The organism is Aureimonas sp. Leaf454, from assembly GCF_001424685.1.
In the GTDB taxonomy this organism is placed as follows: domain Bacteria; phylum Pseudomonadota; class Alphaproteobacteria; order Rhizobiales; family Rhizobiaceae; genus Plantimonas.
The window spans coordinates 13,609-38,670 of sequence record NZ_LMQT01000020.1 but is presented as its reverse complement, the minus strand read 5'-3'; the positions used below and the strand labels follow the sequence as shown (position 1 = coordinate 38,670).

Sequence of the window (25,062 nt, the reverse complement as noted above, 5' to 3'; positions counted from 1 at the left end):
TCATTGGGACGCCACGAGTTGGCGCCGACCGTTTCTCCAATAATCCGCGAACTGGGAAAAGGCACGGTCCATCGCGGCCGTCTTCGAGCCGAGCCAGGGGAAGTGACCGTAGGCGATCGAGAGCTGACCGGCCGCCTCCGCCTCGCTCGATCCTTCGACGACCAATTCGTGGATCGCCGAGGCAAGGCCGGAGCGATCCGATCCGCCCCTGCAGTGAACCAGGACCGGGCGAGGAGCCTCCCGCAGGATCTGCGCGATCTCGACCATGCTCGCCATGTCGGGAACCGAGCGCGCGGAGATCGAGACCGAGCGATGGTCGATGCCGTTGTCCCGCGCGATCGCCGTCTCCCGCCGGTACCAATCCTGATCCGGATGAGCGCCTCGAAGGTTCAGGATCGTCCGGATGCCGGTCTCGGCGATGAGCGCGCGCAAGCCCGCATCGTCGAGTTGGCCGGACCGGTAGAGGACACCGGCCTCGACCTCGTGCACGTTGCCGCTCGCATATCGAACCGCGGTCCCGCCGAGCGGAACCGCCAGCATCACGATCCCGGCAAGAAGCGCGGACCGAATCGAACGTTTGTCGGAGAGCATGCAACATCCCGCAGCGCTGGCTGCGAGTGTTCTGGGGGAGGATCCACTCCGCCCAATGGCTGCGACTATACGGATCGCCAATCATCGGCTCGCCTCGTGCCTTTGCGTCCGGCCCGTCGCGGCCCCCGGTTGTGCCGATTGTCCCACCGCGAACGGGCCGCTTGGCTCCGTCATTCATAAGCTGTGCTCATGGGAGCATTCAGCTTTCCGCCGGTAATCAAAAGCGAAGTTTAGACTAGTTACAAACTCGAACGGCTGCCTTCCTGTCCGAGCCGCCTTGCCGGCTGTCCGGAAACCAATGGTGCGAAGGGGCCCCATCCATTGAAACGGGACGCCTTGATGAGATCGACCGACCTTGAATTGAATCGCCGGGACTTGATGGTCAGCGCTTCCGCTTGCGCGGTGGCGACGATCGTACCGTCCTCGTCCGGCGCACAGACACTCGAAAGCGCCGAGCCGGCGCCCGTCACCTCGAACGTCTCCTTCACAGTCAACGGCGAGCGTCGCGAGCTCGACCTCGACCTGCGCACGACGCTGCTCGATGCGTTGCGCGAACACCTGCATCTGACCGGCACCAAGAAGGGCTGCGACCACGGCCAGTGCGGCGCCTGCACGGTGATGGTCAACGGACAGCGCATCAATTCGTGCCTGACGCTCGCCGTCATGCACGAGGGCGACGAGGTGACGACGATCGAGGGGCTCGGCACGCCGGACAAGCTCCATCCGATGCAGGACGCGTTCGTGAAGCACGACGGCTACCAGTGCGGCTACTGCACGCCCGGACAGATCGTCTCGGCGGTGGCCGTTCTGGCCGAGGTGAAGGCGGGCATTCCGAGCCATGTCACGGCCGATCTGTCGGCAGCGCCGGAGGCGTCGAACGCGGAGCTTCGCGAGCGCATGAGCGGCAACATCTGCCGGTGCGGCGCCTATTCCAACATTGCCGAGGCGATGACCGAGGTCGCCGGGAGGCCTGCATGAAGTCCTTCACCTACGAACGCGCCGCGACGCCCGCCGATGCCGCCAAGGCCGCAGCCGCCCAGCCCGGCGCGAAGTTCATCGCGGGCGGCACGAACCTCCTCGACCTGATGAAGCTCCAGATCGAGACGCCGCGGCATCTCATCGACGTCAACGGCCTGAAGCTCGACACGATCGAGGCGACCGACGACGGCGGTCTTCGCGTCGGCGCGCTCGTGCGCAACACCGATCTGGCCAGCGACGCCCGTGTGAAGCGCGACTACGGCGTGCTGACGCGGGCGATCGTCGCCGGCGCGTCCGGCCAGCTTCGCAACCGCGCGACGACGGCGGGCAACCTCCTCCAGCGCACGCGCTGCCCCTACTTCTACGACACCAACATGGCCTGCAACAAACGCCAGCCCGGCTCCGGCTGCTCGGCGCTCGAGGGCTATTCGCGCCAGCTCGGCGTCGTCGGCGTCAGCGACGCCTGCATCGCGACCAATCCGTCCGACATGAATGTCGCGCTTCGCGTGCTGGACGCCACCGTGGAGACGGTGAAGCCGGATGGGCAGACGCGCGCGATCGCGATGGCCGACTTCCACCGGCTGCCCGGCGACACGCCGCACATCGAGACGGTGCTGGACACCGGGGAGCTGATCACCGCGGTGACGCTGCCCAAGCCTCTCGGCGGCCGGCAGATCTACCGCAAGGTGCGCGACCGCGCGTCCTACGCCTTCGCCCTGATTTCGGTCGCCGCCGTCGTCCAGCCGGACGGCTCGGGCCGCTTGGCGGTCGGGGGCGTCGCGCACAAGCCGTGGCGCAGGGAAGAGGCCGACGCCGCGATGGCGCAGGGAGCGAAGGCCGTCGCGGGCCGGCTGCTCGCCGATGCCCGGCCCACCGAACACAATGCCTTCAAGATTCCGCTGGTCGAGCGCACGCTCGGCGCGGTGATGGCCGAGGCGAGGAGCTGATCCGATGAAGTTCGACACAGTCGCCACCACGAACCCGATCGACCGGATGACGATCGTCGGCCAGCCGCACGAGCGCATCGACGGACGTCACAAGGTGACGGGCACCGCGCCTTACGCCTACGAGCGCCACGACATCGCTCCCGACGCCGCCTATGGCTACGTCGTCGCAAGCGCGATCGCCAAGGGGCGGATCTCGGCGATCCATCTCGACGAGGCGCGGCGCGCGCCGGGCGTTCTCGCCATCGTCACGGCCGAGAGCGCCGGCGCCCTCGGAAAGGGCAAGTACAACGTCGCCAAGCTGCTCGGCGGCCCCGCCGTCGATCATTACCATCAGGCGCTTGCGCTGGTCGTCGCCCGCAGCTTCGAGGAAGCGCGGGCCGCCGCCAGTCTCGTGCGCGTCGACTACGATCGCGGAGAGGGGCGCTTCGATCTCGGTGCGCTCGCCAAGGACGCCCCGCTCGTCCCAGGCAACAGCGACGAGGGCAGCGCCACGCCCGGTGAGGACCGGATCGGCGATTTCGAGCAAGCCTTCGCCGATGCGCAGGTCAAGCTCGACGCCGAGTACACGACGCCCGACCAGAGCCATTCGGCGATGGAGCCCCAAGCCTCCACCGCGCGATGGGATGGGGACGAACTGACGGTCTGGACGTCGAACCAGATGATCGACTGGAGCGTCACCGATCTTGCGGCAACCCTGAACCTGCCCAAGGAGAAGGTCCGCCTGATCTCGCCCTTCGTCGGCGGCGGCTTCGGCGGCAAGCTCTTCCTGCGCACCGATGCGGTTCTGGCCGCGCTCGGCGCCAAGGCCGTCGAGCGCCCGGTCAAGGTGGCGCTCGCGCGCCCGATGATTGCCAACAACACGACCCATCGTCCGGCCACCATCCAGCGCATCCGCATCGGGGCGGGCCGGGACGGGCGCATCGCGGCCATCGCGCATGAAAGCACGTCCGGCAATCTGAAGGGCGGCGATCCGGAAACGGCCGTGGCGCAGACCAAGCTCCTCTATGCCGGCGCCCATCGCCTGGCGTCCCTGCGAATGGCCGAGATGGATCTGCCGGAGGGCAATGCCATGCGCGCGCCGGGCGAAGCGCCCGGCCTCATGGCGCTGGAGATCGCCATGGACGAGATGGCCGAAAAGCTCGGGCTCGATCCGATCGAGTTCCGCGCTCTCAACGACACGCAGGTCGATCCGATGAAGCCGGATCGCCCGTTTTCGCAGCGCCAGCTCGTGGAATGCCTGCGGCAGGGCGCGGAACGCTTCGGCTGGAGCGCCCGCGATCCGCGGCCGAGCCAGACGCGCGACGGGCAGTGGCTGGTCGGCATCGGCGTCGCGAGCGCCTTTCGCAACAACCTGACGCTGCCCTCCGGCGCGCGCGTGCGGCTGGGACGGGACGGCGTCGTCACCGTCGAGACCGACATGACCGACATCGGCACGGGTTCGTACACGATCATCGCGCAGACGGCGGCCGAGATGATGGGTGTCCCGCTGTCGCGCGTCGACGTGAATCTCGGGGATTCCAGCTTCCCCGTTTCGGCGGGCTCCGGCGGCCAGTTCGGCGCGAACTCGGCGACCGCCGGCGTCTACGCCGCCTGCGTCAAGCTGCGCGAGTCCATCGCCGCCAAGCTCGGGTTCAACTCGGCCGACGATCTCACCTTCGCAGACGGAGAGGTCCGCTCCGGAAACCGGTCGGTCCCGCTGGCCGATGCGGCGGCCGACGGCGAGATCGTCGCGGAGGATACGATCGAGTTCGACGAGGGCTTCTCCGAGGCCGAGCAGCAGTCGACCTTCGGCGCGCATTTCGTGGAGGTCGGCGTCGACGTGGCGACGGCGGAGGTTCGCGTGCGCCGCATGCTGTCGGTCTGCGCGGCCGGCCGCATCCTCAACCCGATGACGGCGAGGAGCCAGGTGATCGGCGCGATGACCATGGGCGTCGGCGGCGCTCTGATGGAGGAACTCGCCGTCGACAAGCGCCACGGCTTCTTCGTCAATCACGATCTCGCGGGCTACGAAGTCCCGGTCCATGCCGACATCCCGCACCAGGAGGTGATCTTCCTCGACGAGACCGACCCGCGTTCGTCCCCGATGAAGGCCAAGGGGATCGGCGAGCTCGGTCTTTGCGGCGTCGGCGCGGCGGTGGCCAACGCGATCCACAATGCGACGGGCATTCGCGTCCGGTCCTATCCGATCACGCTGGACAAGCTGATCGAGGACCTGCCGGACGTCGCCTGAGCGACGATCGGTGCGCGCGGCATCGTCCGCGCGCACCGATCCGCCGAGGCTCTAGGCTTCAGGTTCGTCCGTAGCCGGGCTTGATGTAGAGCCGGTCGAGCTGCGGCTCGATGTCCGGGATGTAGACCGCCTCGGTCCAGTCCGACATCGGCACGTCTTCGATGGCGACCGACACGGCCTCGGCGCCGCAGCCGATCGTCGAGGTCAGAGCTTCCGCCACCCGCTGGGCCAGCGCCTGCTTCATCTCGTCGGACCGCCCCGCGGCGAGCTTCACGATGACATGCGGCATCTCGGTTCCTTTCCCTCGTCATGAAGCCGGCCCGTCCGCGAGTCCGGACCTCGTCCTGCGTGTTCGCAGGGGACGCGGCTTTCCGCGATCGTCTCTAGCACGAAGCGGCCCGGCTGCCGCCACCGGGCATCCAGCCTGCAGCCCCCGGCGATGGTCGAGACGGCGCGTCGACCGGATCGAAGCTTTCTTGATGGGACTTCGCAGCCCGAGGCCCGATCGTTTGAGGCCGAGCCTCGGCGCAGAACCGGCGCCTGTACGTTCTGAAACCAGACGCTAGATGGGGCGCAAGCCCGTCAACAGGAATGATCCGTCTTGCGCGAGAACGTCGGCGATCTCGTTGTCTTCCTGGCGGTCGCCAAGGCCGGCAGCTTCACCCGAGCCGCCAAGGATCTCGGCGTTTCGCAGCCTGCCCTCAGTCATACGCTCCGGGAACTGGAAGCGAGGCTGGGCGTGCGTCTGTTGAACCGCACCACGCGCAGCGTCTCCACGACCGAGGCGGGGGAACGCCTTCTTCGCACGATAGCGCCACACTTCGCCGGGATCGAAGGGGGCCTGACCGCACTCACCGAAGTCCGGGACAAGCCGGCGGGCACGGTGCGCATCACCGTCGGCGACACGCCCGCCGAGGGCATCATCCTGCCGGCCATCGCCAAGCTCCTGCCGGACTATCCCGATCTTCGCGTGGAGATCAGCGTCAACGCCGGGTTCGTCGACATCGTGGCCGAGCGCTTCGACGCCGGCGTGCGTCTCGGCGAGACGGTCGCGCAGGACATGGTGGCGGCCCGGATCGGACCGGACATCCGGATGGCGATCGTCGGGTCGCCCGGCTATTTCCGGACTCGCAAGCCGCCCGTCACACCGCACGAGCTGTCCGGCCACAATTGCATCAACCTTCGCTACACGGCCAACAGCGGATGGGCGGTCTGGGAGTTCGAAAGGGCGGGCCGCGCCCTGAACGTGCGCGTGGAAGGCCAGCTCCTGGTCAACTCCAACATCCTGGCTCGCCTCGGAGCGCTGGAGGGCTCCGGTCTCGCCTATCTTCCCGCCGACTATGTCGAGCCATTCGTGCGCTCCGGCGCGCTGGTCAGCGTCCTCCAGGACTGGTGCGACCCGTTTCCCGGCTACTTCCTCTACTATCCCAGCCGCCGCCAGCCGTCGGCCGCCTTCTCGCTCGTTCTCGATGCCCTCCGGTCTCGCGGCTGACGGACGAAGGCCGAGCGCCGGAGGGTCTGCCAGATCCCGCGGGGCGCGGCGCGGCACCGTCCGTTCCCTCGAAGCGGCCTTTCCCGCACGGTTCCTGGCGGGACGGAGGTCACGGTCGTCCTCGCCCCGCGAACGACGCCGCGTCTCGGCTCCGCGGAACCGAGCTTCAGCGTGCCTCGTACTGTTCGTCGGACACGTGTTCCAACCAGTCGACGACCTTGCCGTCCTGGTGTTCCTGGATCGCGATATGCGTCATGGCCGTCGTGGGAGAAGCGCCGTGCCAATGCTTCTCGCCGGGCTCGAACCAGACGACGTCGCCGGGCCGGATCTCCTCGATCGGACCGCCCTCACGCTGGGCGAGGCCCGATCCGGCGACGACGATCAGCGTCTGGCCCAGCGGATGGGTGTGCCAGGCGGTGCGCGCACCCGGCTCGAACGTCACCGCTCCGGCTGCTGCGCGCCGTGCGTCGTTGGCCGCAAAGAGCGGGTCGATCCGGACGGTCCCCGTGAACCAGTCGGAGGGACCTTTGCTGGAGGCTTTCGAGCCGTTCCTCGTGATGTCCATGTGCGTTCGCTCCTGTGTTCGATCCGCCGGTCCCGGTTCCGTCCCGAGATCCGCGTCTCCCGGACAGGGGGAAATAGGGGTGCCATCTCGCATGGACACGAGGGGGGCGATGAATGCCCTTCTTCCCGTCCGAAGGCGGAGCCGATGCGGAACCTCGTGGTCAGGACGCGACAGAGGCTCACGTCAGCCAGGCGTGCGATAGCCATGCGCGGGCTTGGTGATCAGGCTTCTGGAGTATCGACTCATGCCCAATCGTCTGCCGCTGAGCTCGCAACGTCCGGAAGCCGTGGTCCAGATTAAGCGAGCCACCCTGGCCGACCTTTACCGCTGGGAGGCAAGCGCGACCGCCGGAGCGCCGGTCTCGGCCTATCTCGACGACATCCACGGCGAGATGGACCGCCGTGCCGCCGCTCAAACCGACCGGCGGTTCTGGGTCGTTGCGAGGGCCGTCATCTGGATCGGCGCCATGGCCGTCCTCACGCTCGGCTTCGCCATCTACGCCCTTCCACGCTCGCGGTGGTAGGCGGCGGTCAGGCGGCCCGCGGTCCGATCCCGTAGGGGCGGACGATCCGGTCGAGCGCCGAGCGGAGATCGGCCAGCTTCACGTCGCCGATGCGGCCGAGTAGAGCGAAGCGCTCGCCGTAACCGAACGCCTTGATCTCCCCGAGCTCGGTGACGACGACCGTGAACAGCGCCTTGTAGGTCTGCGACAGCGCGCCCTTGGGCCGATCGATGTTGAGCCGAAGGGAGCGGCTCACGCCCGGGAGCCGCTGCGGGCCGAGGTCCGCTTCGTAGGTCACGGAGCGTCCGGCGCTCGCCGCTTCCTCAGCCAAAGCTTCCATGCAGGGAATGGCGATGTCGCTCATCCAGGCGATGCGGTCGCCGTCCGTCGGCGTCAGGTTGGAAGAGGGGCCGTCGTCGGTGATGGCGTTATCCATGGCATGCTCCTTTGGGTCTTGGGCAAGTGGGGATGCCGGGAGATTGCGCAACGGACACGACAGCGCACCCAAACCATTGGATGAGGCGACAGGCCCCACGATGGCGGATCGAGCTCGGCGGGATGATGGCGCCCGAGCTTCAGCGGCGGGGCCCCACATCGAGCGGGGTCGCCTCGGTGGCGTCGCTTCTTGTGCCGTCGCCTTCGAGGTTTCGCATGATCCTGTTGATCGAGCGCACGACCTCGGCGTCCCGCGGCGCCATGTCCGCGGGCGACACCAGAACGGGTTTGGTGTCGGAGACGCGGTGCAGCGTCCCGATCGTCACGCGGGCTGTTTGGTTCTTCTTCATGGTGACCGTCTCCAGATCGGTTGCAGGCGCGGCGTCACTCGGGATGCTTCAGCTTCAGTTCGCGGATGGTGCGGTCGGCATGCGCCTCGTCCTTGCAGAACACCGCGGGCTGGCGCTGGCCGCTCAGGTTGACGATCACGGACCACTCGCCGCGGGCATCCTTCCGCTTGGTGAAGGAGTCATGCGTCGTTGTCTCGAAGCTCATGCGCGTTTCAGATCGGGCAAGCGCCGGGCCGCCGCGCTCGGGGGAGGCCAGTTGAACTGGTCCTCGCCCGCTTCCGAACCCTCCCGCTCGACGATGACGCTATTGTTGGCCACCGTGGCGACCGAAGCGAGCAGGTCCGGCAGCTTGGCCGAGGTTGGGTACTTCTGCATGTAGGCCATGTCAGCTCTCCCGTGTTCCGTCGGCGACCGCCGGCAGCGCGATCGTGCCGACCGGACGATCGGAGCGCTTCAGCCTGCCGATCGAGTGAGCGAGGGCGGCTTGTCGCTTGATGCTGTCGAAGGGGCTCGGAGCCTCCGCCCTCGCCGCGTGGGGCGCAGAGGGCTTGAACAGCGCTTCGGCGCGTTGGCGGGCAGTGTCTCTGGGGTGCATGGTGAAAGCTTTCGGTCAGTCAGATTGTTGATCGCTTCACGCAAATGCGTGGAAAATCCGACAATTCGAGCATTACCTGCACCACACATGTAAGACCTTACGCCGGTGATTACTATGGATATTTTTGGGCATCAAAAGATGGAGGCCGAGGCGTCCGTCGCTGCGAGCGCTTGAGACGCATTCTGCTTTACATCCCAAAGTTCCCGTCGCTTTATGCGCCTGCCACAAGCGATGCTGCACTTGGCGCTATCGGCGCACTTGCGGGCCATCGCCGGCGACAGGAGTGCCACGTCATGACCAACACGCCCCGCCTGGAAGGCGCAGCTTCCTTCACCGCCGAACGTCCCACCTCGTCCTGCCAGTACTCCGCCGGATCGACACGCCAGCTGGAATGGCTGGACGGCTGGACGACACAACAGGTCACGGCGAGATCCCTGGCGAACGCCCTCGCGGCCGACCCGGCCCTCGCCTGACCGCTTAAGGGTCCGAGACTTCGCGGGCGTCGCCATCCGGAGCGCCGGCGCGACATCCGTTCGCGCGCCTTTCTGCGTTTGCCGGCGCCCGCGTCTTCGTCCGTCGGGGAAGGGCAGCCCCTTGTGCATCGGGGGCATGCCGAGGGACCGCGGCCATCGCTCAAACGAGAGGTCCGACGGACGGCGGAGGGGCTGGCGGATCGAGGCCGAGGCCGAGGCGTTGCGCGAGCGCGTCTGTCCGCAGGAGGCGATCGACCCCCTCGTGGCGGGGGCCGGTTTGAACGGCTCGGCGCTTGCCGGTGTGTCCGCTACCGGGCGTCCGTCGGCGCCGCGCCCATCTTCCGGCCCCGGGACCTGGCGGTGATCCTGCGCCGCCATTTCCGGCGAATGCGCATCGTCCAGACGAGGCGGCCGAGGGCGAAGCCGAGCACCCCGGATACGGCGGCGAAAACGAGGAGCCCGAGCGCCAGCGGAAGCAGGACGTTGACGAAAGACCAGTTCGACGCTTCCGCAGCCGATGCCGCGTTCTCTGCCAGCACGAACACCTGATCCTCCGACAGTTCGCGCGCGCCGGTGCCCAGGATGAACCGCCCGACGCGGTAGGCCGCGTAGTAGATCGGCGGGAATGTGAGCGGGTTCGTCACGAGGGTGGCGGTCGCGGCCACCACGATGTTGGCGCGCACGCTGAACGCCAGAAGAGCGGCGACGACGATCTGCCCGACCGGGATCAGGAAGCCCGCCACGAGGCCCAGCGCGACGCCCCTCGAAACGGACCTGCGGTTCAGGTGCCAGAGGGAGGGATGCGTCAAGCGGTGGGCGAACGGACGTATCCAGCGGTTCCCGAGGATGGCTTCCTTGGAGACAGCGATCTTGGGTGGCCATCTCATGGGGCCAACCGAATGCCAGCGATGACGGTCCGAACGATCGCCGACCTTTTGGGCGGTTGCGGCGCCGTGCTCGTCATGCCGGGGGCGTGCCGGGGCCGAGTTGCCCGAAGAGCCGTTTGCGCTCCCGATAGAGGGCCGGGAGCGCGAGAAGCGCGATGCAGCCGAACGCGACCGCGGTCTTCAACGGCTGGCTGAAGGGGGGCGTCTCGATGTCGACGAAGCGGACGAGATAGACGATCACGACGTGCCAGACATAGACCTGGAGCGAGTGGCGTCCGAGAAGTCGCAGGAAGGGCAGGCTGATGAGCCCGGACAGGCCCCGCGAGAAGGCTCGCACGCGGCGGGACGGGTGGTCCGGCCCGGCGATCAGGAGCCAGGCGATCCCCGAGGCCGCCGCGGCGAAGTTCAGCAGGTACACGAGCCCGAACTCCGAGCGGTTCTCGTAGCTCTGGAACGTACCGAGCACGTCGAGCGGCATGTAATCGTGGGCCGTCGCGAACCGGAAGGGCAGGAAGAACAGGCAGACCGACAGCGCTGCCACCGGCAGGATCGTGACGTCCGGCCGGAAGACCCGGCTCCAGTCGATCCGGTTCATCGCCGTCAGCGCCCCGAAGACGAGACCGACGACGAAGACGATCTGCCAGGCCATGAGATTGAAGTTCACACGGAGCCCGTGCCCGGTGTCGCCTGCGAGCCAGGTGTTCAGCGCGGCCGTCATGGGCCGCTGGACGGCGAACTGCGCGGCCAGCCACAGAAGCGAGGAGCCGATCAGAATTTCCGGCCCGCGACCCTTCAGGCAGGCGCGGATCAGGACGGGTGCCGCGAGCATGTAGACGATGTACTGGGGCAGGATGTCCATATAGGTCGGCTGGAACAGGAGAAGCGCCGCGCTCGCCGCCCGGAAGGGATTGCGCCAGTCGAGATCCGCCATCCAATCGACCCAGGCCAGCTTGGCGGCGGGAAACAACACGATCATCGTCATCGCGAAGGCGAGAAGAACGAGGGTTTGGCGATAGAGGTCGCCCGCTCTGCTCCAGATGCCGTCAGCCGCCGCGCTGAAACCCTTGCGCTCCATCCGGCCGGCATAGACCATGCCGACAAGAAGGCCGGACAGGAAGACGAAGCCCTGCGCGTCCTCCACGAAGGCCAGCTGGCGGTGATTGATTTCCACCAGCCAGTAGCCGCCGTCGAAGGCGAGATGGTTGATCAACATGAAGACGAGGAAATAGCCCCGCAACCCGTCGATCAAGTCCAGTCGTTTCATGGCGATACCCTGCTTCACCGGGACCTGCTCCGGCGTGCCCAGCCGTACTGCGGCAACGGGGGTGGCCGCAACCTCGGACCCGGCCGGCGACGAGCGGATCGGCGGGTTCGAAGGCCCGGCGCCGCGACCTCCGCCGTCGCGGGACATGCCCGCGACCCGCCCGATCTCCTCCACGATGGACGTGACGCCATGACGGCTTCGGAGCGCTTCAGCGAAGATCCAGATCCGTTGCTCGGAGATGGGGAGCGCCGGAGCCCAGCGCGCCAATCTCGACAGATCGTCGCGGGGATGGCGCTCTGGCTCAACCTGGGGAGGCGCGGTGACGTCGACGCCTCGCGCCTGGCGTGAGCGAACGAGGAGGGGACGTGGCGCGACGCAAGCTTCGACGCCGCCGATCCGAAGCCGCGCCGGCTCGCGACGAACCCGCGGACGCTTCAGTCCGGCTCGACGCGGTTTCGCAATCCTCGGCCTTCGAGGAACATCCGCACCGTGTCGGCGGCGTTGCGGCGCATCTCCACTCCACTGGCATCCGAATGGAAGGCGTTGTGCGGCGTGATGACGAGACGTCCGGCCAGCCAGTCCGCCCGCTCGCGCCAGGCGTCGAGCAGCGGATGATCCTCGGGCGGCTCCTGCGCCAGGACGTCGAGCGCGGCGGCGGCAAGGCGTCCGGAACGCAGGCTGGACTCCACGGCGTCGAGGCCGTCCAGCAGATCGCCCCTCGCCGTGTTGACGAGGATCGCCCCCGGTTTGAGACCGTCCAGCGCCGTCCGGTCGATCATGCCGCGTGTGTCCGCCGTGGCGGGACAATGGAGGGTCACGACGTCCGAGACCTTCAGGAGGGACGCGAGGTCCGGGACCCGCTCGTACCCGATCGCCTTCTCGTGTCCGGGCGGCTGGTCGGGATCGAACACCACGATCCGGTATCCGAACGGCTTCAGCCGGTTGATGACGGCCGTTCCGATCCGGCCCGCGCCGACGACGCCGACCGTCGCCCCGCTCGAGCGGTGGAGCGGCGACAGCGTGTTCGCCTGCCAGCTTGTCGTATGGCGCCGGGAGCGGTGGTCGTGCTCCCATAGCCTGCGTTGCAGGGAGAGGATCATCGCGACCGCGTGGTCGGCGACCTCCTCCGTGCCGTAGTCGGGGTTGTTCGCGAAGGGAATGCCCGCATCTGCCAGGGCGGCGCGGTCGACCTTCTCGTAGCCGACCCCGTACCGCACGACCGCGCGGCATCTGTGCAGGTGGTCGACGCTCCGACGGCCGAGCGGCACGCCCCAGACCATGAGCGCGTCGACGCGGGCAAGGCGTTCGACGTCCAAGTCAGCCTCGCTTCGGGCGTCGAAGAATTCGACGTCGGCGGTCGGCGCGAGGATGTCCGTCTCGATCGCCGGTCCGCCCATCATGTGGTCGGTGATGCCGACGACGAAGCGACGTCGATCCGCAGCCGGGGTCAACTGCCGTTCTCGCCCGTCGCTTCCTCGAAGACGTAGTCCTTCCACGAAGCGGCTTCGTTTTTCAGGACGCCGAGCTTGTGAAGCTCCCGAGCGTAGACCTCGGTCTTCTCCGGCGTGATGGTGAAGTCGTTCTCGGGGTCGTTGACGATCTGGAGGACGAGGTCCGGTGACAGCTTCGACTTCTGTTGCCGGATGAAGGTTTCCGCCGCCTTCTCCTTGTTGGCCGCGATCCATCCGGCCGCCTCGCCGAGGGCGGCGTAGAGAGCCTTGTAGGTCTTGGGGTTCTCGTCGTGGAACTCGCTGGTGGCATAGAGCACGTTGAACGTGGCCGGCCCGCCGAGGATGTCGTAGGAGCTCAGCACCTTGTGGACGGCCGGGTTGGCGGCGAGAGCCTGGTAGTAGAAGGGCGCCGACGAGAAGTGCGCGTTGATCTCGGTGCCGCCGGCGATGAGGGCGGCCGTGGCGTCGGGATGGGGCAGGCTGATCGAGATGTCGTCGAGCTTCTTGAAGTTCTCGGCGCCGAATTGCCGCGCCGCTTCGATCTGGAGCGTGCGGGACTGGAAGCCGACCCCGGCCGCCGGGACGGCGATGCGATCGTTCGGCCCGAAGTCGGCGAGCGTCCTCACGGCCGGATTGTTGGTGATCAGGTGGTTCGGGAGCGAGCCGAGGGCCGCGACGAGCTTGACGTCCTGCCCGCTGCCCTTGGTGCGGTCCCACATCGCGAGCGCCGGGGGAACGCCCGCCGACACCACGTCGAGCGAGCCCGATAGAAGGGCCTCGTTCATGGCCGTCGCGCCGGAAATGCTGGCCCATTCGACCTCGATGTCGATCCCGGCTTCCTTCCCGTGCTTCTCGATGAGGTTCTGGTCACGAACCACGTCGAGGATGAGGTAGGCGATGCCGAACTGCTGGGCGATGCGGATCTTGCCCTCGGCGAGGGCCGCCGAGGGGATCGCCGCGACGAGGGCTGCGACGGCCGCGGCGCCGAGGAGGGTTCGACGGGTCGCGCGGACGCGGGCGAAAACGGATGTCATGCTCTGGCCTTTCGAAGACGATGGGAGGCGGACGGGTCGGGAGGAGAGATGCCGGAGCGGCTAGCGCTGCATGCCCCACCGGCGGACGGTCAGGGATTCGAGCAGCCGGAAGACGACACCCTCGACGAGCAGCCCGATCACGATCACCAGAACCAGTCCGGCGAAGACCTTGTCGGTGAAGAGCTCGTTCCGGTTGCGGAAGATGTACCAGCCGAGGCCGCCTTGGCCGGACGAGACGCCGAAGACGAGTTCGGCCGCGATCAGGGTCCGCCATGCGAAGGCCCAGCCGATCTTCAGGCCGTAGAGGATCGAGGGCAGCGCCGCCGGGATGAGGATCAGCCCCACATAGGCCGGGCCCTTCAGCCCGTAGTTCCGCCCGACCAGACGCTGTGTCTCCGGAACGCCGTCGAAGCCGCCGAGGGCGGCGAGCGAGAACGGCCACAGCACGGAATGAACGAGCACGAAGATGAGGCTCGCCTGACCGAGCCCGAACCACAGCATGGCGAGCGGCAGGATGGCGATGGCCGGAAGGGGGTTGAACATCGAGATGAGGGTCCGCAGCGTCTCACGCGCGAACCCGTTGGCGACGGCCAGGGAGACGAGGACGAGCGAGATGGCGACCGCGAGCGCATAGCCCTTCACGAGGACCGTGAGCGATGTCCAGGAGGACGACAGGAGCCCGTCGTTCCAGAGCCCGTCGGCAAGCGCCGACATGGTGGCCGTGAAGCTCGGCAGGAGGATCGGCTTGGCGGTCCACACAGCGGCCGCCTGCCAGACCGCCGCCAGGATGACGAGGATCGCAAGTTTGCGAAGGACGGCGGAGGTCGTCCCGGAGAAGCGGACCGCGGCGATGCCCGATATCGTGGCGGCGTCAGACATGGACGGACTCCGGGATCGGCGCCGCGTCGAAGAGGAGACCGTTGACCTCCTTGACCACGCGCTCGAAGCGATCGCCGCCGCTGTTGCCGAGACCGAACTCCGACGTATCGAACGAGGCGATGGTGCGCCCGGGATGGGGCGAAAGGAGATGCAGCTTGGTGCCGACGAGGATGGCTTCCTCGATGGAATGGGTGACGAAGAGCAGCGTGAAGCGCTCGGCCTCGGCCAGCCGCAGAAGATCCTCCTGCAACTGCCGACGGGTGAGGGCGTCGAGCGCGGCGAACGGCTCGTCCATCAAAAGCACGTCGGCGTTCGTCACGAGGGCACGGGCGATCGCCGCTCGCTGCTTCATGCCGCCCGACAGCGTGTGGGGATAGGCGTCGATCACCCGCTCCAGCCCGACCTTGCGCAGCGCATCCGCCGCCCGCTCGCTCGCCTCGACCTTCGACAGGCGGCCACCGGGCCTTGCGGAGACGCGCAAGGGAAAGGCGACGTTCTCGCGCACCGTCTTCCACGGCAGGAGCTGGTCGAACTCCTGGAAGACGACGATCCTGTCCGGACCCGGTCCGTTCACACGGCGTCCCTTCACCAGGATCTCACCGTCGGCCGGCTCGATGAAGCCCGCGACCGCCTTCAGGATCGACGACTTGCCACAGCCCGATCGCCCGAGAAGCACGAGCCGTTCTCCCTCGCCCGCGGAGAAGCTGACATCGTCGACGGCGCGGACGGACCCGCGGGACGTCGCGTAGTCGAGCGTCAGCCCACGGGCAGCAAAGGCGATTCCGCCGTCCGGCCGGCCTTGATCGGGACGGGCCAACATCAGCTTCCATCCTCGCCGTGGAGCGACTCGAAGGTGTAGTCCTTCCAGCTCGCGGGCCTCGTCTTGATCGCGCCGATGCGGTTCAGGAAGGCCGCGAAGTCGTAGGAGCGCGCCGGCACCAGCGTGTAGAGCGAGTCCGGCGATTCCAGCAGAGACTGGACGAAGGCCGGATCGAGGTTGGAGTTCTCGACGCGGACATAGGTCTTCGCCGCTTCCGGCTTGTTCGCCTCGATCCAGGCGGAGGCCTCCTTGAAAGCCTCGAAGAAGGCTTGCGCGAGCTTCGGGTTCTCGTCGTGGAAGGCCGTGGTGGCGTAGACGTAGGTCGGCGTCACGGGGCCGCCGAGGACGTCGTAGGAGGACAGGATCTTGTGGACCTTCGGGTCCTCCAGCGCCCGCTCCTGGAAGGGCGAGTTGGAGAGATGCGCGGCGATCTCGGTCGAGCCGGACAGGAGCGCCGCCGTCGCGTCGGGATGCGGAAGCGACACGGTGTTCGCGTCGAGCCGTCCGTGCTGGCCCTCGCCGAAGGCTTTCTCGGCGGCCATCTGGAGAATGCGCGACTGCACCGACACGCCGACGGCGGGCAGTGCGATCTTGTCGCCGGGCTTGAAGTCGGCGAGCGTCCGGATGTCCTGACGCGATGTGACGAGGTGGTTCTGCTGGTGGGCAAGCCCGCCGATGATCTTCACCGCGCCGCCCGTCCGGTCCCAGAGCGTCAGGAACGGGCCGATGCCGGCCGCCGCGACGTCGACATGGCCGGACAGAAGCGCATCGTTGATCGCCGAGCCGCCGGAAAGCCTCGCCCATTCCACCTCGACTTCGCCGAGGCCGAGCGCCGTCGCATGCTTCTGGATGAGGTCCTGGTCACGGATGACGTGGAGCGGCAGGTAGATCGTGCCGAACTGCTGGACGATCCGGATGGTCTGCGCGGCGCCGGCCGATCCGGCGGAGAGGGCCGAGCTAAAAAGGGCGGCGCACAGCATCAGGGCTTTCGTCTTCTTCAAGGTGGCGATCTCCGTTCGGCGCCGACCGAGCCGGGTCCGAATGACCTCGACCCGCCCGCTTCGATTCGAAGGCTAATGCTCCGGTCGGCAACGGCGCGAGGTAAAATCTACTCAATCCAGCGTCATGATAGACAATCAGTTCCTGTCCTGGTGCGCCCGCGGCCGATAGCATTCGCGTCACGTTCAGATTGGGAGTCTCCATGACCGCTGCCCTTCCCGACAAGCTCAAGGTTCTCTGGTTTTTGCCGACCCATGGCGACGGACGCTTTCTCGGCTCGGCCGAAGGCGGGCGCGTCGTCGACATCGATTATCTCGAACAGGTCGCGAAGGCCGCCGATCGGCTCGGGTACTACGGCGTGCTCCTGCCGACGGGCAGAAGCTGCGAGGATTCCTGGGTCGTCGCATCGGCGCTGGCGCGCACGACGGAGCGCCTGCGCTTCCTCGTCGCCGTGCGTCCGGGCCTTCTGTCGCCGACGCTGGCCGCCCGCATGACGGCGACCCTTGACCGCATCTCCGGCGGCCGGCTCTTGATCAACGTCGTCACGGGCGGCGATCCCGTCGAGAACGCGGGCGACGGCATCTTCCTCGCCCACGACGAGCGCTACGAGGTGACGCGCGAGTTCCTCGACATCTACAAGGCGGAGCTCTCCGGCGAGACCGTGACCTACGAGGGTCGGCACCTCAAGGTGAAGGACGGGCAACTCATGCTCCGCTCTCATCAACGACCGTACCCGCCGCTTTATTTCGGCGGCTCGTCGGATGCCGGCATCGAGGTCGCGGCGAAGACGATCGACAAGTACCTGACCTGGGGCGAGCCTCCGGCGGCCGTCGCCGAGAAGGTCGCGAAGGTGCGCGCGGCCGCCGAGAAGGAGGGCCGCTCGGTGTCCTTCGGCATCCGGCTCCACGTGATCGTGCGCGACACGAACGCGGAGGCCTGGGCTGCCGCCGAAAGCCTGATCTCGAAACTCGACGACGAGACGATCGCCCGGGCGCAGAAGCAGCTGGCGCGGCAGGACTCGGTCGGGCAGATCCGAATGCGCGCGCTCCACGGCGGCGACCGGACGAAGCTGGAGATCAGCCCGAACCTCTGGGCGGGCGTTGGCCTGATCCGCGGCGGGGCGGGCACGGCGCTCGTCGGCGACGGGGCGACGGTCGCCGAGCGGATCGACGAGTATCGCCGCGTCGGCATCGACACCTTCATCCTCTCCGGCTATCCGCATCTCGAGGAGGCCTATTCCTTCGGCGAGCGCGTCCTCCCAAGGCTCACCCTCGACCACGACGATCCCCGCGCCGCGGCCGCCCCGGCAGACTCCCGTCTCGTCGGCGAGGCCATCGCCAATACGAGCATTCCCGAGGCACGAGCGGCCAGCGCGTCATGAAGGGCGGCTTCCCTCGGGAGCTGTCGCAACGACCGCGGCCTTCCTGATAGGGCAGCGCCAGCTGCCCGCCGCGCTCGCTGAAAGGACAGGGCCCGCTGTGCCCGCTGCCCGCGCGGACGACGCCCCCTCGTTGCGATGCGCTTCGTCGAGGAGGCTCACGCGGCGACGCGATTCGAAGCTTGCAACCGACAGCGCTCCTCCCGGCCGTCGGTTGCCGTCACCCGGCCGGTGCCGCTCCCAGGGGCACCGGCCGGGTCTTCCTGTCTTGCGTTCTCGAAAGCCGTGCAGGGCGCTTGAGCTCGGCCGCGTCACGCTCCTATCTTCGTCTTCTCGGCGATGGAGCGCGCGGCCTTCCGCCTGAGACGGCTCGGATCCATCCGATCCCATCCGCTGGGCCAACGAGGCCTGAGCGAAGGCGAGGCCGGTCTCCCCCGGACACGGGGTCTCAGCGCGCTGCGGCTCGTGTCCCGGCAACTTCGGCGCCGGCATCCCAGGCCAAGGCCAGGAACCGAAGCGAGGCGATCGCTCCGGTGATTTCCATGACGGCCAACGCGACGTGGACGTCGGCCAACCCTGCCGGTGCCCCGGAACCGCGCGGGGAGAGCGTCAGTTGCTGGCCGCCACCTGCGCCTTTGCCGCGTCGTAGAAGCTCCTGTCCACCCAGGCGTCGTAATCGACCATGCCGTTCAGGAGGTCGGCGTCGGCCATGAACCTTTCCTCGCCCTTCAGCGCTTCGACGGCCTTTGAAGTGATCTCGGGATCGAGGTGGAACTTGCCGTCCGCGTAGGTGGCCCGGACGGACGCCTCGCTGTTCCCGGTTTCCCGGACGAAGATCGCCACCGTTTCGTCCGGATGCGCGTCCGCCCAGCGAGCGGCCTCGATGTCGACCTTCAAGATCCGTTCGACGATCTCGGGATAGGTCTTGGCGAAGGTGCCGTTGACGCTGATCGGATAGGGGACGGCCCATTCCGGCCTGCCGGAGACCGCGGCGTCGAACAGAACCCGGGCCTGGCCCGCCTCGACGAGCTTCTGGACCGGGCCGGTGCTCTCGACGATCGCGTCGACGTCGCCGCGCGACAGCGCCGGGCCGGAGTTCTCGAGGCCGATGTTGAGGCTTTCGACGTCCTTGATGGAGAGACCCTCCGCCTGGAGCGCCTTGGCGAACGTGGAATGGCGGACGGTGCCGGAGAGATAGGCGACCTTCTTGCCCTTGAGGTCGACGAGCGAGCGGATCGGCGAGTCGGGCCGCACCACGATCGTCGTCTCGTTCGAGGGAACCCAGCTCGACAGGCCGATGGCCTTGACGTCGGCGCCGCTGGCGGCCAGCCGCAGGGACGGGTTGTTGCCGATGTAGGTCAGGTCGATGGCTCCCGATCCCAGCGCGAAGGAGGCGGCCGATCCGCCGTCGAAGGTGGTCAACTCCACCGCAATGCCGTCCTTGGCGAACTCCTTCTCCAGAAGCTTCTGGTTGCGGAAGAGAATGAACTTCAGGTGGCCAGGGGCGGTCGAGCCGATGCGGATGACGTCGGGCTTGGCCTCCTCGGCCAGGGCCGTCGTTCCCGGGGCAACGCCGAGGGCGAGACTGAGGGCGAGGAGCCGAAGCAGCGAGCGCCGGGGCCAGGTGATGCGGTTCATGACGGGATCCTCTTGGAGACGTGGACGGGAAGCGGGCATTCGGCCGGGCTGCGATCGTGTCGTCAGGCGGGGCCGTTGGCGTCGGTGCTGCGCCACCGGGTGGCGCGAGCCTCGAGGGCGACGAGCAGGTAGTTCAGGATGAGGCCCGTCGCCGTCAGCGTCAGGATCCCGGCATACATCCGGTCCGTCTCCAGCATCAGCGACGCGTGCTGGATCAGGAAGCCGATGCCGGACTGGGCGGCGAGCATCTCGGCCGCGATGACGGAGAAGAGCGAGGTCTTCACTCCGAGCCTGGCGCCCGCCACGATCGACGGGATGGCGGAGGGCAGGATCACCTTCTTGAAGAGGTCCCAGTCCGACGTTCCCATCGACCTCGCGGCCTTGAGCAGCAACGGGTCGACCGACTTCACGCCGACGATCGTGTTGACGAGCAGGAAGAACACCGCCGCGTAGAAGGTGATGGCGATCTTGGAAGCCTCGCCGATGCCGAGCATCAGGATGAAGACGGGCATCAGGGCGAATTGCGAGGTGTTGCGCAGCGTCTGGACGAGAAAATCGCTCATGCGCTCGAAGAGCGCGTAACGGCCCATCACGAGGCCGAGCGGCACGGCGACCACGACCGCCAGCAGGAAGCCGAGGGCCGCGCGTTGGAGGCTGATGCCGATGTGCTCCGCGATCGTGCCGTCCGCGATCATCTCGCCGAGCGCGCTCAGCACGCGGCTGAGCGGCGGGAAGAAGAGGGCGTTGATCCAGCCCGCTCGCGGCGCGATCTCCCACAGGAGCGCAAAGGCGAGCACTGCCGGCAGTCCGAGGCTGAAACGCTGAAAGGACCGCCGCAGCGAGCTGGCGGCGGGTCCGAAGCGAAGCCGGGTGCCGACGAGGGACGGATCCAGTGTCTTGGGTGAAACGAGCGTCATCGGTCTTGCTCCTCAATGAGCGTAGGTCGAGGCGAGGGACCAGTCGCCCTGCGCCTTGCGGACCTCGTCGCGCAGCGCTTCCCAGACGCGGGCGCGGTAGCGGGTGAAGTCGTCGCCGTTTCGCACACCCGGCTCGCGCGGCCGCGGCAGGTCGATCTCGATGATCTCCTTCACGCGGGCCGGGCGTGCCGTCATCACGACGATTCGGTCCGCCAGGAAGATCGCCTCGTCGATCGAATGGGTGACGAACACGACGGTGGTCTTGATCTGCTCCCAGATCCGCAGGAGCTCGGACTGGAGGATGTCGCGGGTCTGGGCGTCGAGGGCGGCGAAGGGTTCGTCCATGAGGAGGACCTCGGGATCGTTCGACAGCGCCCTGGCGATCGCCACGCGCTGCTGCATGCCGCCGGAGAGCTGCGAGGGATACCGGTCCTCAAAGGCGCGGAGCCCGAAGAGGTCGAGGAAGGCCCGGGCCTTGTCGCGGCGCTCCTTCCGGCCGACGCCGCGAACCTCGAGAGCGTATTCGACGTTCTCGAGCGCGGTGCGCCAGGGAAACAGGGCGTATTGCTGGAAGACATAGGCGGTTCCCGGATGGGGGCGGGCGACGGCGTCGCCGTCGATCTCCGCCGCACCCGAGCTCGCCTCGGTGAGGCCCGCGATGACGTCGAGCAGGACGGACTTGCCGCTGCCGGACGGGCCGACGAGCGTCACGAACTCGCCGCGCCGGATCGTGAGGTCGACGCCTCCGAGGACGCTGACCCGGTCGCTGGTGCGTCCGTCGACGGTCACGCTCTGCCCGGGCTTGAGCTGGAAGGTCTTGCGCAGGTCGCGCACGGCGATGCGGTCCATGGGTCTCTCCTTTTCGTCCGGTTCAGCCCTGGGCGAGCCGCAGGCGGTGCGTCGGGTCGTTCTGGGTCCCGCCCGCCCGGCCGCGGTTCCAGCCGAGCGATCGGGCATAGGTCCCGAAGAGATCGCGCTCCGCGACCTCGGCCTCGGTGATCCCGGTCGGGCCGTCCGCGCGCTCGGCCACGTAGAGGGCGTCGGTCGGGCAGTAGATCTCGCAGAGGAAGCAGGTCTGGCAGTCGTCCTGCCGCGCGATGACGGGCCGTCCCGTCTCGTCGCGGTCGAAGACGAAGGCGGGGCAGACCCGCTCGCAGATGTCGCAGCGGATGCAGCGATCCTCGGACACGACCTCGATCACGACGCGGATCCTTCGAGCAGGCCGAGCGTGTCCGCATCGTCTTCCCAGTCCGCCTGGACGGAACGAAGATCCGAAACGGCAATGCGGCGACGCAAGGCATCGTTCTCGGCCGGATGGTCGCTGCGCCGATGGACGCCCCGGCTTTCCGTGCGCAGTTCGGCCGCCGCCAGGGTCCACCGCGTCGCCGCCGTGACGGCGGCAACCTCGCGGGCCCGCAAACGGTCGCGGCCGGTCGCCTCGAGATGCTTCTCCAACTCGCGCCAGACGTCCTCGACCGCCTGGCGGCCGGAAGCCAGAGTCGCGGCGGTTCGGTGGTAGTTGCGCTCCAGCGGCGCGATCTCGGCGCGCACGGTCCGCACGGCCCGATCCAGGTCGACGGGGCTCGCCTCGTGCCGGGCCCGCAAGCCCGTCCGTCCGAGGGGTGCCGATGCGGCCTCGGGCCGGCCGCGCCGGCGCCTGGCCTGCGCGCTCGCACCCCGGCCCGCCCACCAGCCGCTGGCCATGGCCCAGGAGGAGTTGATCGCGCCGCCTCCGGAGATCCCGCCGGTGACGTTCTCGCGGCTGGCCGCGTCCCCGGCGACGAAGAGGCCAGGAACCTCGGTGGCGCATTCGGACGACGCGATCCGGATGCCGCCGGTTCCCCGGATCGTGCCCTCGAACTTCAGCTCGACCGGAAACATCGCGCTGAACGGGTCGATCCCCATCTTGTCGTAAGGGGCAAAGCAGTTCGGCTGGCCCCGGCGCAGGGCATCGCGGATACCCGCGTCCGCGAGATCCAGACGCGCCAGGACCTCGCCCTCGGTCAGGGCGCGGGCGATCACGCGCTCGGCCGGTCCGATGCCATTGGTGAGGATCTCGCCGTCGTGTCCTTTCAGGGGCGTGCCGTCCGGCCTGTAGAACGTCGCCCAGCGGAAGGGCAGGCCCTTGTTCAGCGACGAGCCCTTCGGCGCCAGCGTGTACTTGCCCGTGAACTCCATGCCCGAGAGCGAGGCGCCGGCTTCCGCTGCGAAGAGATGCCCGTCCCCGGTCAGCCCGGTGCCGCCGAGAATGCGTTCGAAAAAGGCGCATCCACCCGTCGCGAGGACGACCGCCCCGGCCTCGACGCGGAAGCTGGCGCCCGTGCGCCGAGCCATCCCCTGCGCACCCTTGACGGCATGGCCGTCACCGATGAGTTCGAGGATGGGGTGATGGTCGAGGATGCGGATGCCCGCCGCCGCGACGCGGGCCCGCATGAAGCGCATGTAGTCGGGACCGCGCAGGTTGGCGACGTAGAGGTTGCCGCCGTCGTCGTTCGGGAAGGGGTAGCCCCACTCCACGAGTTTGGCGAGGTTCTCGAAACTCTAGTCGACGCAGCGGAGCATCCACGGCTTGTCGGCCAGGCCCGCCGTCCGCTTCCAGCGTGCCTCGACGGCCGAGGCACGCCCCTCTCCGGGCGGAACGCACCACGTCCCGGTGTTGGAGGGCGCGGTCGCCCCGCTGGTGCCGAGATATCCCTTGTCGGCGAGAATGACGGTCGCGCCGTCGCCTGCCGCCGAAAGCGCAGCCCATGCGGCCGCCGGGCCGCCGCCCACGACGAGCACGTCGCAGGAAAGGGTCTGGCCATCGGGCAGGAAGCGGTCCTTCCGGGTCGAGGACATGTTCGGATCTCACATCAATCGGTAGAGGGGGCCGCGGGGCGGCTCGGACGCGGGCGCAAGGCTCAGGCCGCTCTCTGCGCCGCGCCGGGTTCGTTGCCGGCGCTCCATTTGATGTTGCAGCCGATCGAAGGCGTCTGGTGCGCGGCCACCGTCTGGCCTTCGAGAACCGCGTCCGCCGCGGCGCGCAGGTCCGCGCCGGTCACCGGCTTGCCGTTCCCGGGCCGGGCGTCGTCGAACTGCCCGTGGTAGACCAGCCGTCGGTCGGCGTCGAAGAGGAAGAAATCCGGCGTGCAGGCGGCGCGATAGGCCTTGGCCACCTCCTGCGAGCCGTCTTTGAGGTAGGGGAATCCGTAGCCCTGGTCCCGTATCTCCGCCGCGATGCGGTCCAGTGATTCCTCCGGATGGGCATCGGCATCGTTGGCGTTGATCGCGATGACGGCGAGGCCCTTGTCCGCGTAGTCGCGCGCCAGGGCTGCGAATTCCTCGCGCAGCAGGAGGACGAAGGGACAACGGTTCGAAATGAAGGCGACCAAAAGGGCGGGCTTGTCCGCGTAGTCGGCCAGCGCGACCTCACGGCCCCCGGGGCCGGGGAGCGAGAACTCGATGGCCTTCGTGCCGAGTGGGACGGCGTTGGATTCGGTTTTGGGCATTCTGGGCTCCCCATCGCGTTGAGGCCCTGATCCGATCATAATGTCTATCGATGAAGTAGATAAAAGAGTTCGTATTTGCAGCCCGAAGCGGATTTTTCGTTCGCCCTGCACGCCGATGCGCGCGTCGAAAGCCGGAAAAAAGGATCGACCCGCCCTTCCCGAAGGACGAGGCGAGCCCGGTCCGGCTTCGGCGAGGCGCGACGCAGGGACATGCGGTTCGGCGCAGTTGGGGGAGGGCATGTCATCCGTCGATCCGGCGGGATCGAGCGCCGATCCGACCGGCACGGGATCGTCGTCCATGCGACCGGACGACCTGCGGCTGACCCTTTACGCTCTCGATGCGGAGCGTACGTTCCGGCGATGTCCGCCCAACCGAAAGTTCGCTCCATGAAGCACCGCCTTCCGTTCATCGCCGCGGTCATGATCGCGTGTTCGGCTGTCACGGCTCCGTCAAAGGCCGAAGGGACGCCGGGATGGGACGCCCTGTCTCAGCCGCAGACCCACATCCTGATGCGGCATGCCGAGGCGCCCGGCGTCGGAGACCCCGCGGGGTTTCGGCTCGGCGATTGCGCCACCCAGCGCAACCTGTCTGCGGCGGGGCGCGAACAGGCGCGTCGCATCGGCGAAGCGATCAAGGATCGAGGGATCCGTGTCGACCGCATCCTGACGAGCCAATGGTGCCGGGCGGCCGAGACCGCGACGCTCCTCGATCTCGGGCCGATCGTGGAGGACGCCGCGCTCAACTCCTTTTTCGACACGCGCGAGACCGCCCGGACGCAGTCGGACGAGGTGAGGCGCACGCTGTCCGACCTCGACCGGACAGGTCAGAGAGCGACGCTCGTCACCCATCAGGTCAACATCACGTCTCTGACGGGCGTCTTCCCGGCGTCCGGGGAGATGATCGTCGTCCGGATGTCGGGAAACGACGTGGAGGTGCTGGCGCGGCTTGTCCCGGATCCGACGGACGCGCGAGAGCCGGCAGTCCAGCCGTGACGGATCGGATGGACCGATCGTCGACAGCCGCCGACCTGCGCCGCAACACTCGGATCCAGCGATAGATCTTCCACCATGTCGAGATCATCATATCGGTCGAGCCGATGGTCTACATCAGAAAATACAGGCTGCTCCTGATAACGAAAGCTTGGCATG

30 protein-coding genes are annotated in these 25,062 nt (G+C 67.8%); 8 read left to right on the top strand and 22 right to left on the bottom strand.

What is annotated here, in order from left to right; all coding sequences use genetic code 11:
• Positions 1-591, bottom strand: a complete 591-nt coding sequence (locus tag ASG43_RS13745) for a tyrosine-protein phosphatase (RefSeq protein ID WP_056505964.1) — start codon at positions 589-591, stop codon at positions 1-3.
• A 378-nt stretch (positions 592-969) separates the two neighbouring features.
• On the opposite strand from ASG43_RS13745, the gene paoA reads away from it, so the two are divergent.
• The 3 genes from paoA to paoC are packed head-to-tail and all read left to right on the top strand — an operon-like array spanning position 970 to position 4,746.
• A complete protein-coding gene (paoA, locus tag ASG43_RS13740; RefSeq protein WP_056505959.1) occupies positions 970-1,569 on the top strand; it encodes an aldehyde dehydrogenase iron-sulfur subunit PaoA in 600 nt (199 codons plus the stop codon).
• Positions 1,566-2,516, top strand: coding sequence for a xanthine dehydrogenase family protein subunit M (locus ASG43_RS13735; RefSeq protein WP_056505956.1), 951 nt, complete (start codon positions 1,566-1,568; stop codon positions 2,514-2,516). The genes paoA and ASG43_RS13735 overlap by 4 nt, the downstream gene beginning before the upstream one ends.
• A gap of 4 nt (positions 2,517-2,520) precedes the next feature.
• The gene (paoC, locus tag ASG43_RS13730) at positions 2,521-4,746 is read left to right on the top strand and encodes an aldehyde oxidoreductase molybdenum-binding subunit PaoC (protein ID WP_056505954.1); all 2,226 of its coding nucleotides are present in this window, start codon (positions 2,521-2,523) and stop codon (positions 4,744-4,746) included.
• 58 nt (positions 4,747-4,804) lie between these two features.
• Here paoC and ASG43_RS13725 read toward each other — a convergent pair whose 3' ends face one another.
• Entirely contained in the window at positions 4,805-5,035 is a 231-nt protein-coding gene (locus ASG43_RS13725) for a tautomerase family protein (RefSeq protein WP_056505950.1), read from the bottom strand.
• Positions 5,036-5,347: 312 nt separating this feature from the next.
• Between ASG43_RS13725 and ASG43_RS13720 the strand changes: the two genes are divergently transcribed.
• Entirely contained in the window at positions 5,348-6,238 is an 891-nt protein-coding gene (locus ASG43_RS13720; RefSeq protein WP_056505948.1) for a LysR family transcriptional regulator, read from the top strand.
• 166 nt (positions 6,239-6,404) lie between these two features.
• On the opposite strand, the gene ASG43_RS13715 is transcribed toward ASG43_RS13720, so the two are convergent.
• Positions 6,405-6,803 (bottom strand): cupin domain-containing protein, encoded by a 399-nt coding sequence (locus ASG43_RS13715; RefSeq protein WP_056505947.1) that lies wholly within the window; start codon positions 6,801-6,803, stop codon positions 6,405-6,407.
• Between the two features lie 244 nt (positions 6,804-7,047).
• On the opposite strand from ASG43_RS13715, the gene ASG43_RS13710 reads away from it, so the two are divergent.
• Entirely contained in the window at positions 7,048-7,326 is a 279-nt protein-coding gene (locus ASG43_RS13710; protein ID WP_156386709.1) for a hypothetical protein, read from the top strand.
• A gap of 7 nt (positions 7,327-7,333) precedes the next feature.
• Here the strand turns inward: ASG43_RS13710 and ASG43_RS13705 are convergent, their stop codons facing one another.
• The 5 genes from ASG43_RS13705 to ASG43_RS13690 all read right to left on the bottom strand — a co-directional run bounded on the left by ASG43_RS13705 (position 7,334) and on the right by ASG43_RS13690 (position 8,685).
• Positions 7,334-7,741: a hypothetical protein gene (locus ASG43_RS13705; RefSeq protein ID WP_056505941.1), complete on the bottom strand. Its 408-nt coding sequence runs from the start codon at positions 7,739-7,741 to the stop codon at positions 7,334-7,336.
• 139 nt (positions 7,742-7,880) lie between these two features.
• Complete coding sequence (locus ASG43_RS13700; RefSeq protein WP_056505939.1) at positions 7,881-8,090, bottom strand: hypothetical protein; 210 nt, start codon at positions 8,088-8,090, stop codon at positions 7,881-7,883.
• 34 nt (positions 8,091-8,124) lie between these two features.
• Positions 8,125-8,295, bottom strand: coding sequence for a hypothetical protein (locus ASG43_RS22850; RefSeq protein ID WP_156386708.1), 171 nt, complete (start codon positions 8,293-8,295; stop codon positions 8,125-8,127).
• Positions 8,292-8,474, bottom strand: coding sequence for a hypothetical protein (locus ASG43_RS13695; RefSeq protein WP_056505937.1), 183 nt, complete (start codon positions 8,472-8,474; stop codon positions 8,292-8,294). The genes ASG43_RS22850 and ASG43_RS13695 overlap by 4 nt, the downstream gene beginning before the upstream one ends.
• 1 nt (position 8,475) lies before the next feature.
• Positions 8,476-8,685 (bottom strand): hypothetical protein, encoded by a 210-nt coding sequence (locus tag ASG43_RS13690; protein WP_056505934.1) that lies wholly within the window; start codon positions 8,683-8,685, stop codon positions 8,476-8,478.
• Between the two features lie 293 nt (positions 8,686-8,978).
• On the opposite strand from ASG43_RS13690, the gene ASG43_RS13685 reads away from it, so the two are divergent.
• A complete protein-coding gene (locus ASG43_RS13685) occupies positions 8,979-9,158 on the top strand; it encodes a hypothetical protein (protein ID WP_056505931.1) in 180 nt (59 codons plus the stop codon).
• 308 nt (positions 9,159-9,466) lie between these two features.
• On the opposite strand, the gene ASG43_RS13680 is transcribed toward ASG43_RS13685, so the two are convergent.
• The 7 genes from ASG43_RS13680 to ASG43_RS13650 form a co-directional block, all read right to left on the bottom strand.
• Positions 9,467-10,045: a DUF2062 domain-containing protein gene (locus ASG43_RS13680; RefSeq protein WP_056505928.1), complete on the bottom strand. Its 579-nt coding sequence runs from the start codon at positions 10,043-10,045 to the stop codon at positions 9,467-9,469.
• Positions 10,046-10,118: 73 nt separating this feature from the next.
• A complete protein-coding gene (opgC, locus tag ASG43_RS13675; protein ID WP_056506698.1) occupies positions 10,119-11,309 on the bottom strand; it encodes an OpgC domain-containing protein in 1,191 nt (396 codons plus the stop codon).
• 434 nt (positions 11,310-11,743) lie between these two features.
• Positions 11,744-12,760, bottom strand: coding sequence for a C-terminal binding protein (locus ASG43_RS13670; RefSeq protein WP_244488099.1), 1,017 nt, complete (start codon positions 12,758-12,760; stop codon positions 11,744-11,746).
• Entirely contained in the window at positions 12,757-13,794 is a 1,038-nt protein-coding gene (locus tag ASG43_RS13665) for an ABC transporter substrate-binding protein (protein ID WP_056505925.1), read from the bottom strand. Before ASG43_RS13665 ends, ASG43_RS13670 begins: the two co-directional genes overlap by 4 nt.
• Before the next feature lie 60 nt (positions 13,795-13,854).
• Positions 13,855-14,673, bottom strand: a complete 819-nt coding sequence (locus ASG43_RS13660) for an ABC transporter permease (RefSeq protein ID WP_082490903.1) — start codon at positions 14,671-14,673, stop codon at positions 13,855-13,857.
• Positions 14,666-15,493 carry an ABC transporter ATP-binding protein gene (locus ASG43_RS13655; protein WP_056505922.1) on the bottom strand — a complete coding sequence of 276 codons (828 nt, stop codon included), beginning with the start codon at positions 15,491-15,493 and terminating at the stop codon, positions 14,666-14,668. Before ASG43_RS13655 ends, ASG43_RS13660 begins: the two co-directional genes overlap by 8 nt.
• Positions 15,493-16,494, bottom strand: coding sequence for an ABC transporter substrate-binding protein (locus tag ASG43_RS13650; RefSeq protein ID WP_244488098.1), 1,002 nt, complete (start codon positions 16,492-16,494; stop codon positions 15,493-15,495). The genes ASG43_RS13655 and ASG43_RS13650 overlap by 1 nt, the downstream gene beginning before the upstream one ends.
• Before the next feature lie 200 nt (positions 16,495-16,694).
• Between ASG43_RS13650 and ssuD the strand changes: the two genes are divergently transcribed.
• Positions 16,695-17,873, top strand: coding sequence for an FMNH2-dependent alkanesulfonate monooxygenase (gene ssuD, locus ASG43_RS13645; protein ID WP_056505916.1), 1,179 nt, complete (start codon positions 16,695-16,697; stop codon positions 17,871-17,873).
• Positions 17,874-18,479: 606 nt separating this feature from the next.
• On the opposite strand, the gene ASG43_RS13640 is transcribed toward ssuD, so the two are convergent.
• The 7 genes from ASG43_RS13640 to ASG43_RS13615 all read right to left on the bottom strand — a co-directional run bounded on the left by ASG43_RS13640 (position 18,480) and on the right by ASG43_RS13615 (position 23,913).
• Entirely contained in the window at positions 18,480-19,508 is a 1,029-nt protein-coding gene (locus ASG43_RS13640) for an aliphatic sulfonate ABC transporter substrate-binding protein (protein ID WP_056505914.1), read from the bottom strand.
• Between the two features lie 62 nt (positions 19,509-19,570).
• A complete protein-coding gene (locus ASG43_RS13635; protein ID WP_082490902.1) occupies positions 19,571-20,425 on the bottom strand; it encodes an ABC transporter permease in 855 nt (284 codons plus the stop codon).
• Between the two features lie 12 nt (positions 20,426-20,437).
• Positions 20,438-21,274: an ABC transporter ATP-binding protein gene (locus ASG43_RS13630; RefSeq protein WP_056505910.1), complete on the bottom strand. Its 837-nt coding sequence runs from the start codon at positions 21,272-21,274 to the stop codon at positions 20,438-20,440.
• A gap of 22 nt (positions 21,275-21,296) precedes the next feature.
• Positions 21,297-21,626 (bottom strand): ferredoxin family protein, encoded by a 330-nt coding sequence (locus tag ASG43_RS13625; protein ID WP_056505908.1) that lies wholly within the window; start codon positions 21,624-21,626, stop codon positions 21,297-21,299.
• On the bottom strand, positions 21,623-22,942 hold the full coding sequence (locus ASG43_RS13620; RefSeq protein ID WP_244488097.1) for an FAD-binding protein: 1,320 nt from the start codon (positions 22,940-22,942) through the stop codon (positions 21,623-21,625). Before ASG43_RS13620 ends, ASG43_RS13625 begins: the two co-directional genes overlap by 4 nt.
• A gap of 24 nt (positions 22,943-22,966) precedes the next feature.
• A complete protein-coding gene (locus ASG43_RS23590; RefSeq protein WP_244488096.1) occupies positions 22,967-23,263 on the bottom strand; it encodes an FAD-binding protein in 297 nt (98 codons plus the stop codon).
• A 62-nt stretch (positions 23,264-23,325) separates the two neighbouring features.
• Positions 23,326-23,913 carry a thioredoxin family protein gene (locus tag ASG43_RS13615; RefSeq protein WP_056505904.1) on the bottom strand — a complete coding sequence of 196 codons (588 nt, stop codon included), beginning with the start codon at positions 23,911-23,913 and terminating at the stop codon, positions 23,326-23,328.
• 387 nt (positions 23,914-24,300) lie between these two features.
• Between ASG43_RS13615 and ASG43_RS13610 the strand changes: the two genes are divergently transcribed.
• On the top strand, positions 24,301-24,906 hold the full coding sequence (locus tag ASG43_RS13610; protein ID WP_200939514.1) for a histidine phosphatase family protein: 606 nt from the start codon (positions 24,301-24,303) through the stop codon (positions 24,904-24,906).
• Positions 24,907-25,062 lie beyond the last annotated feature (156 nt).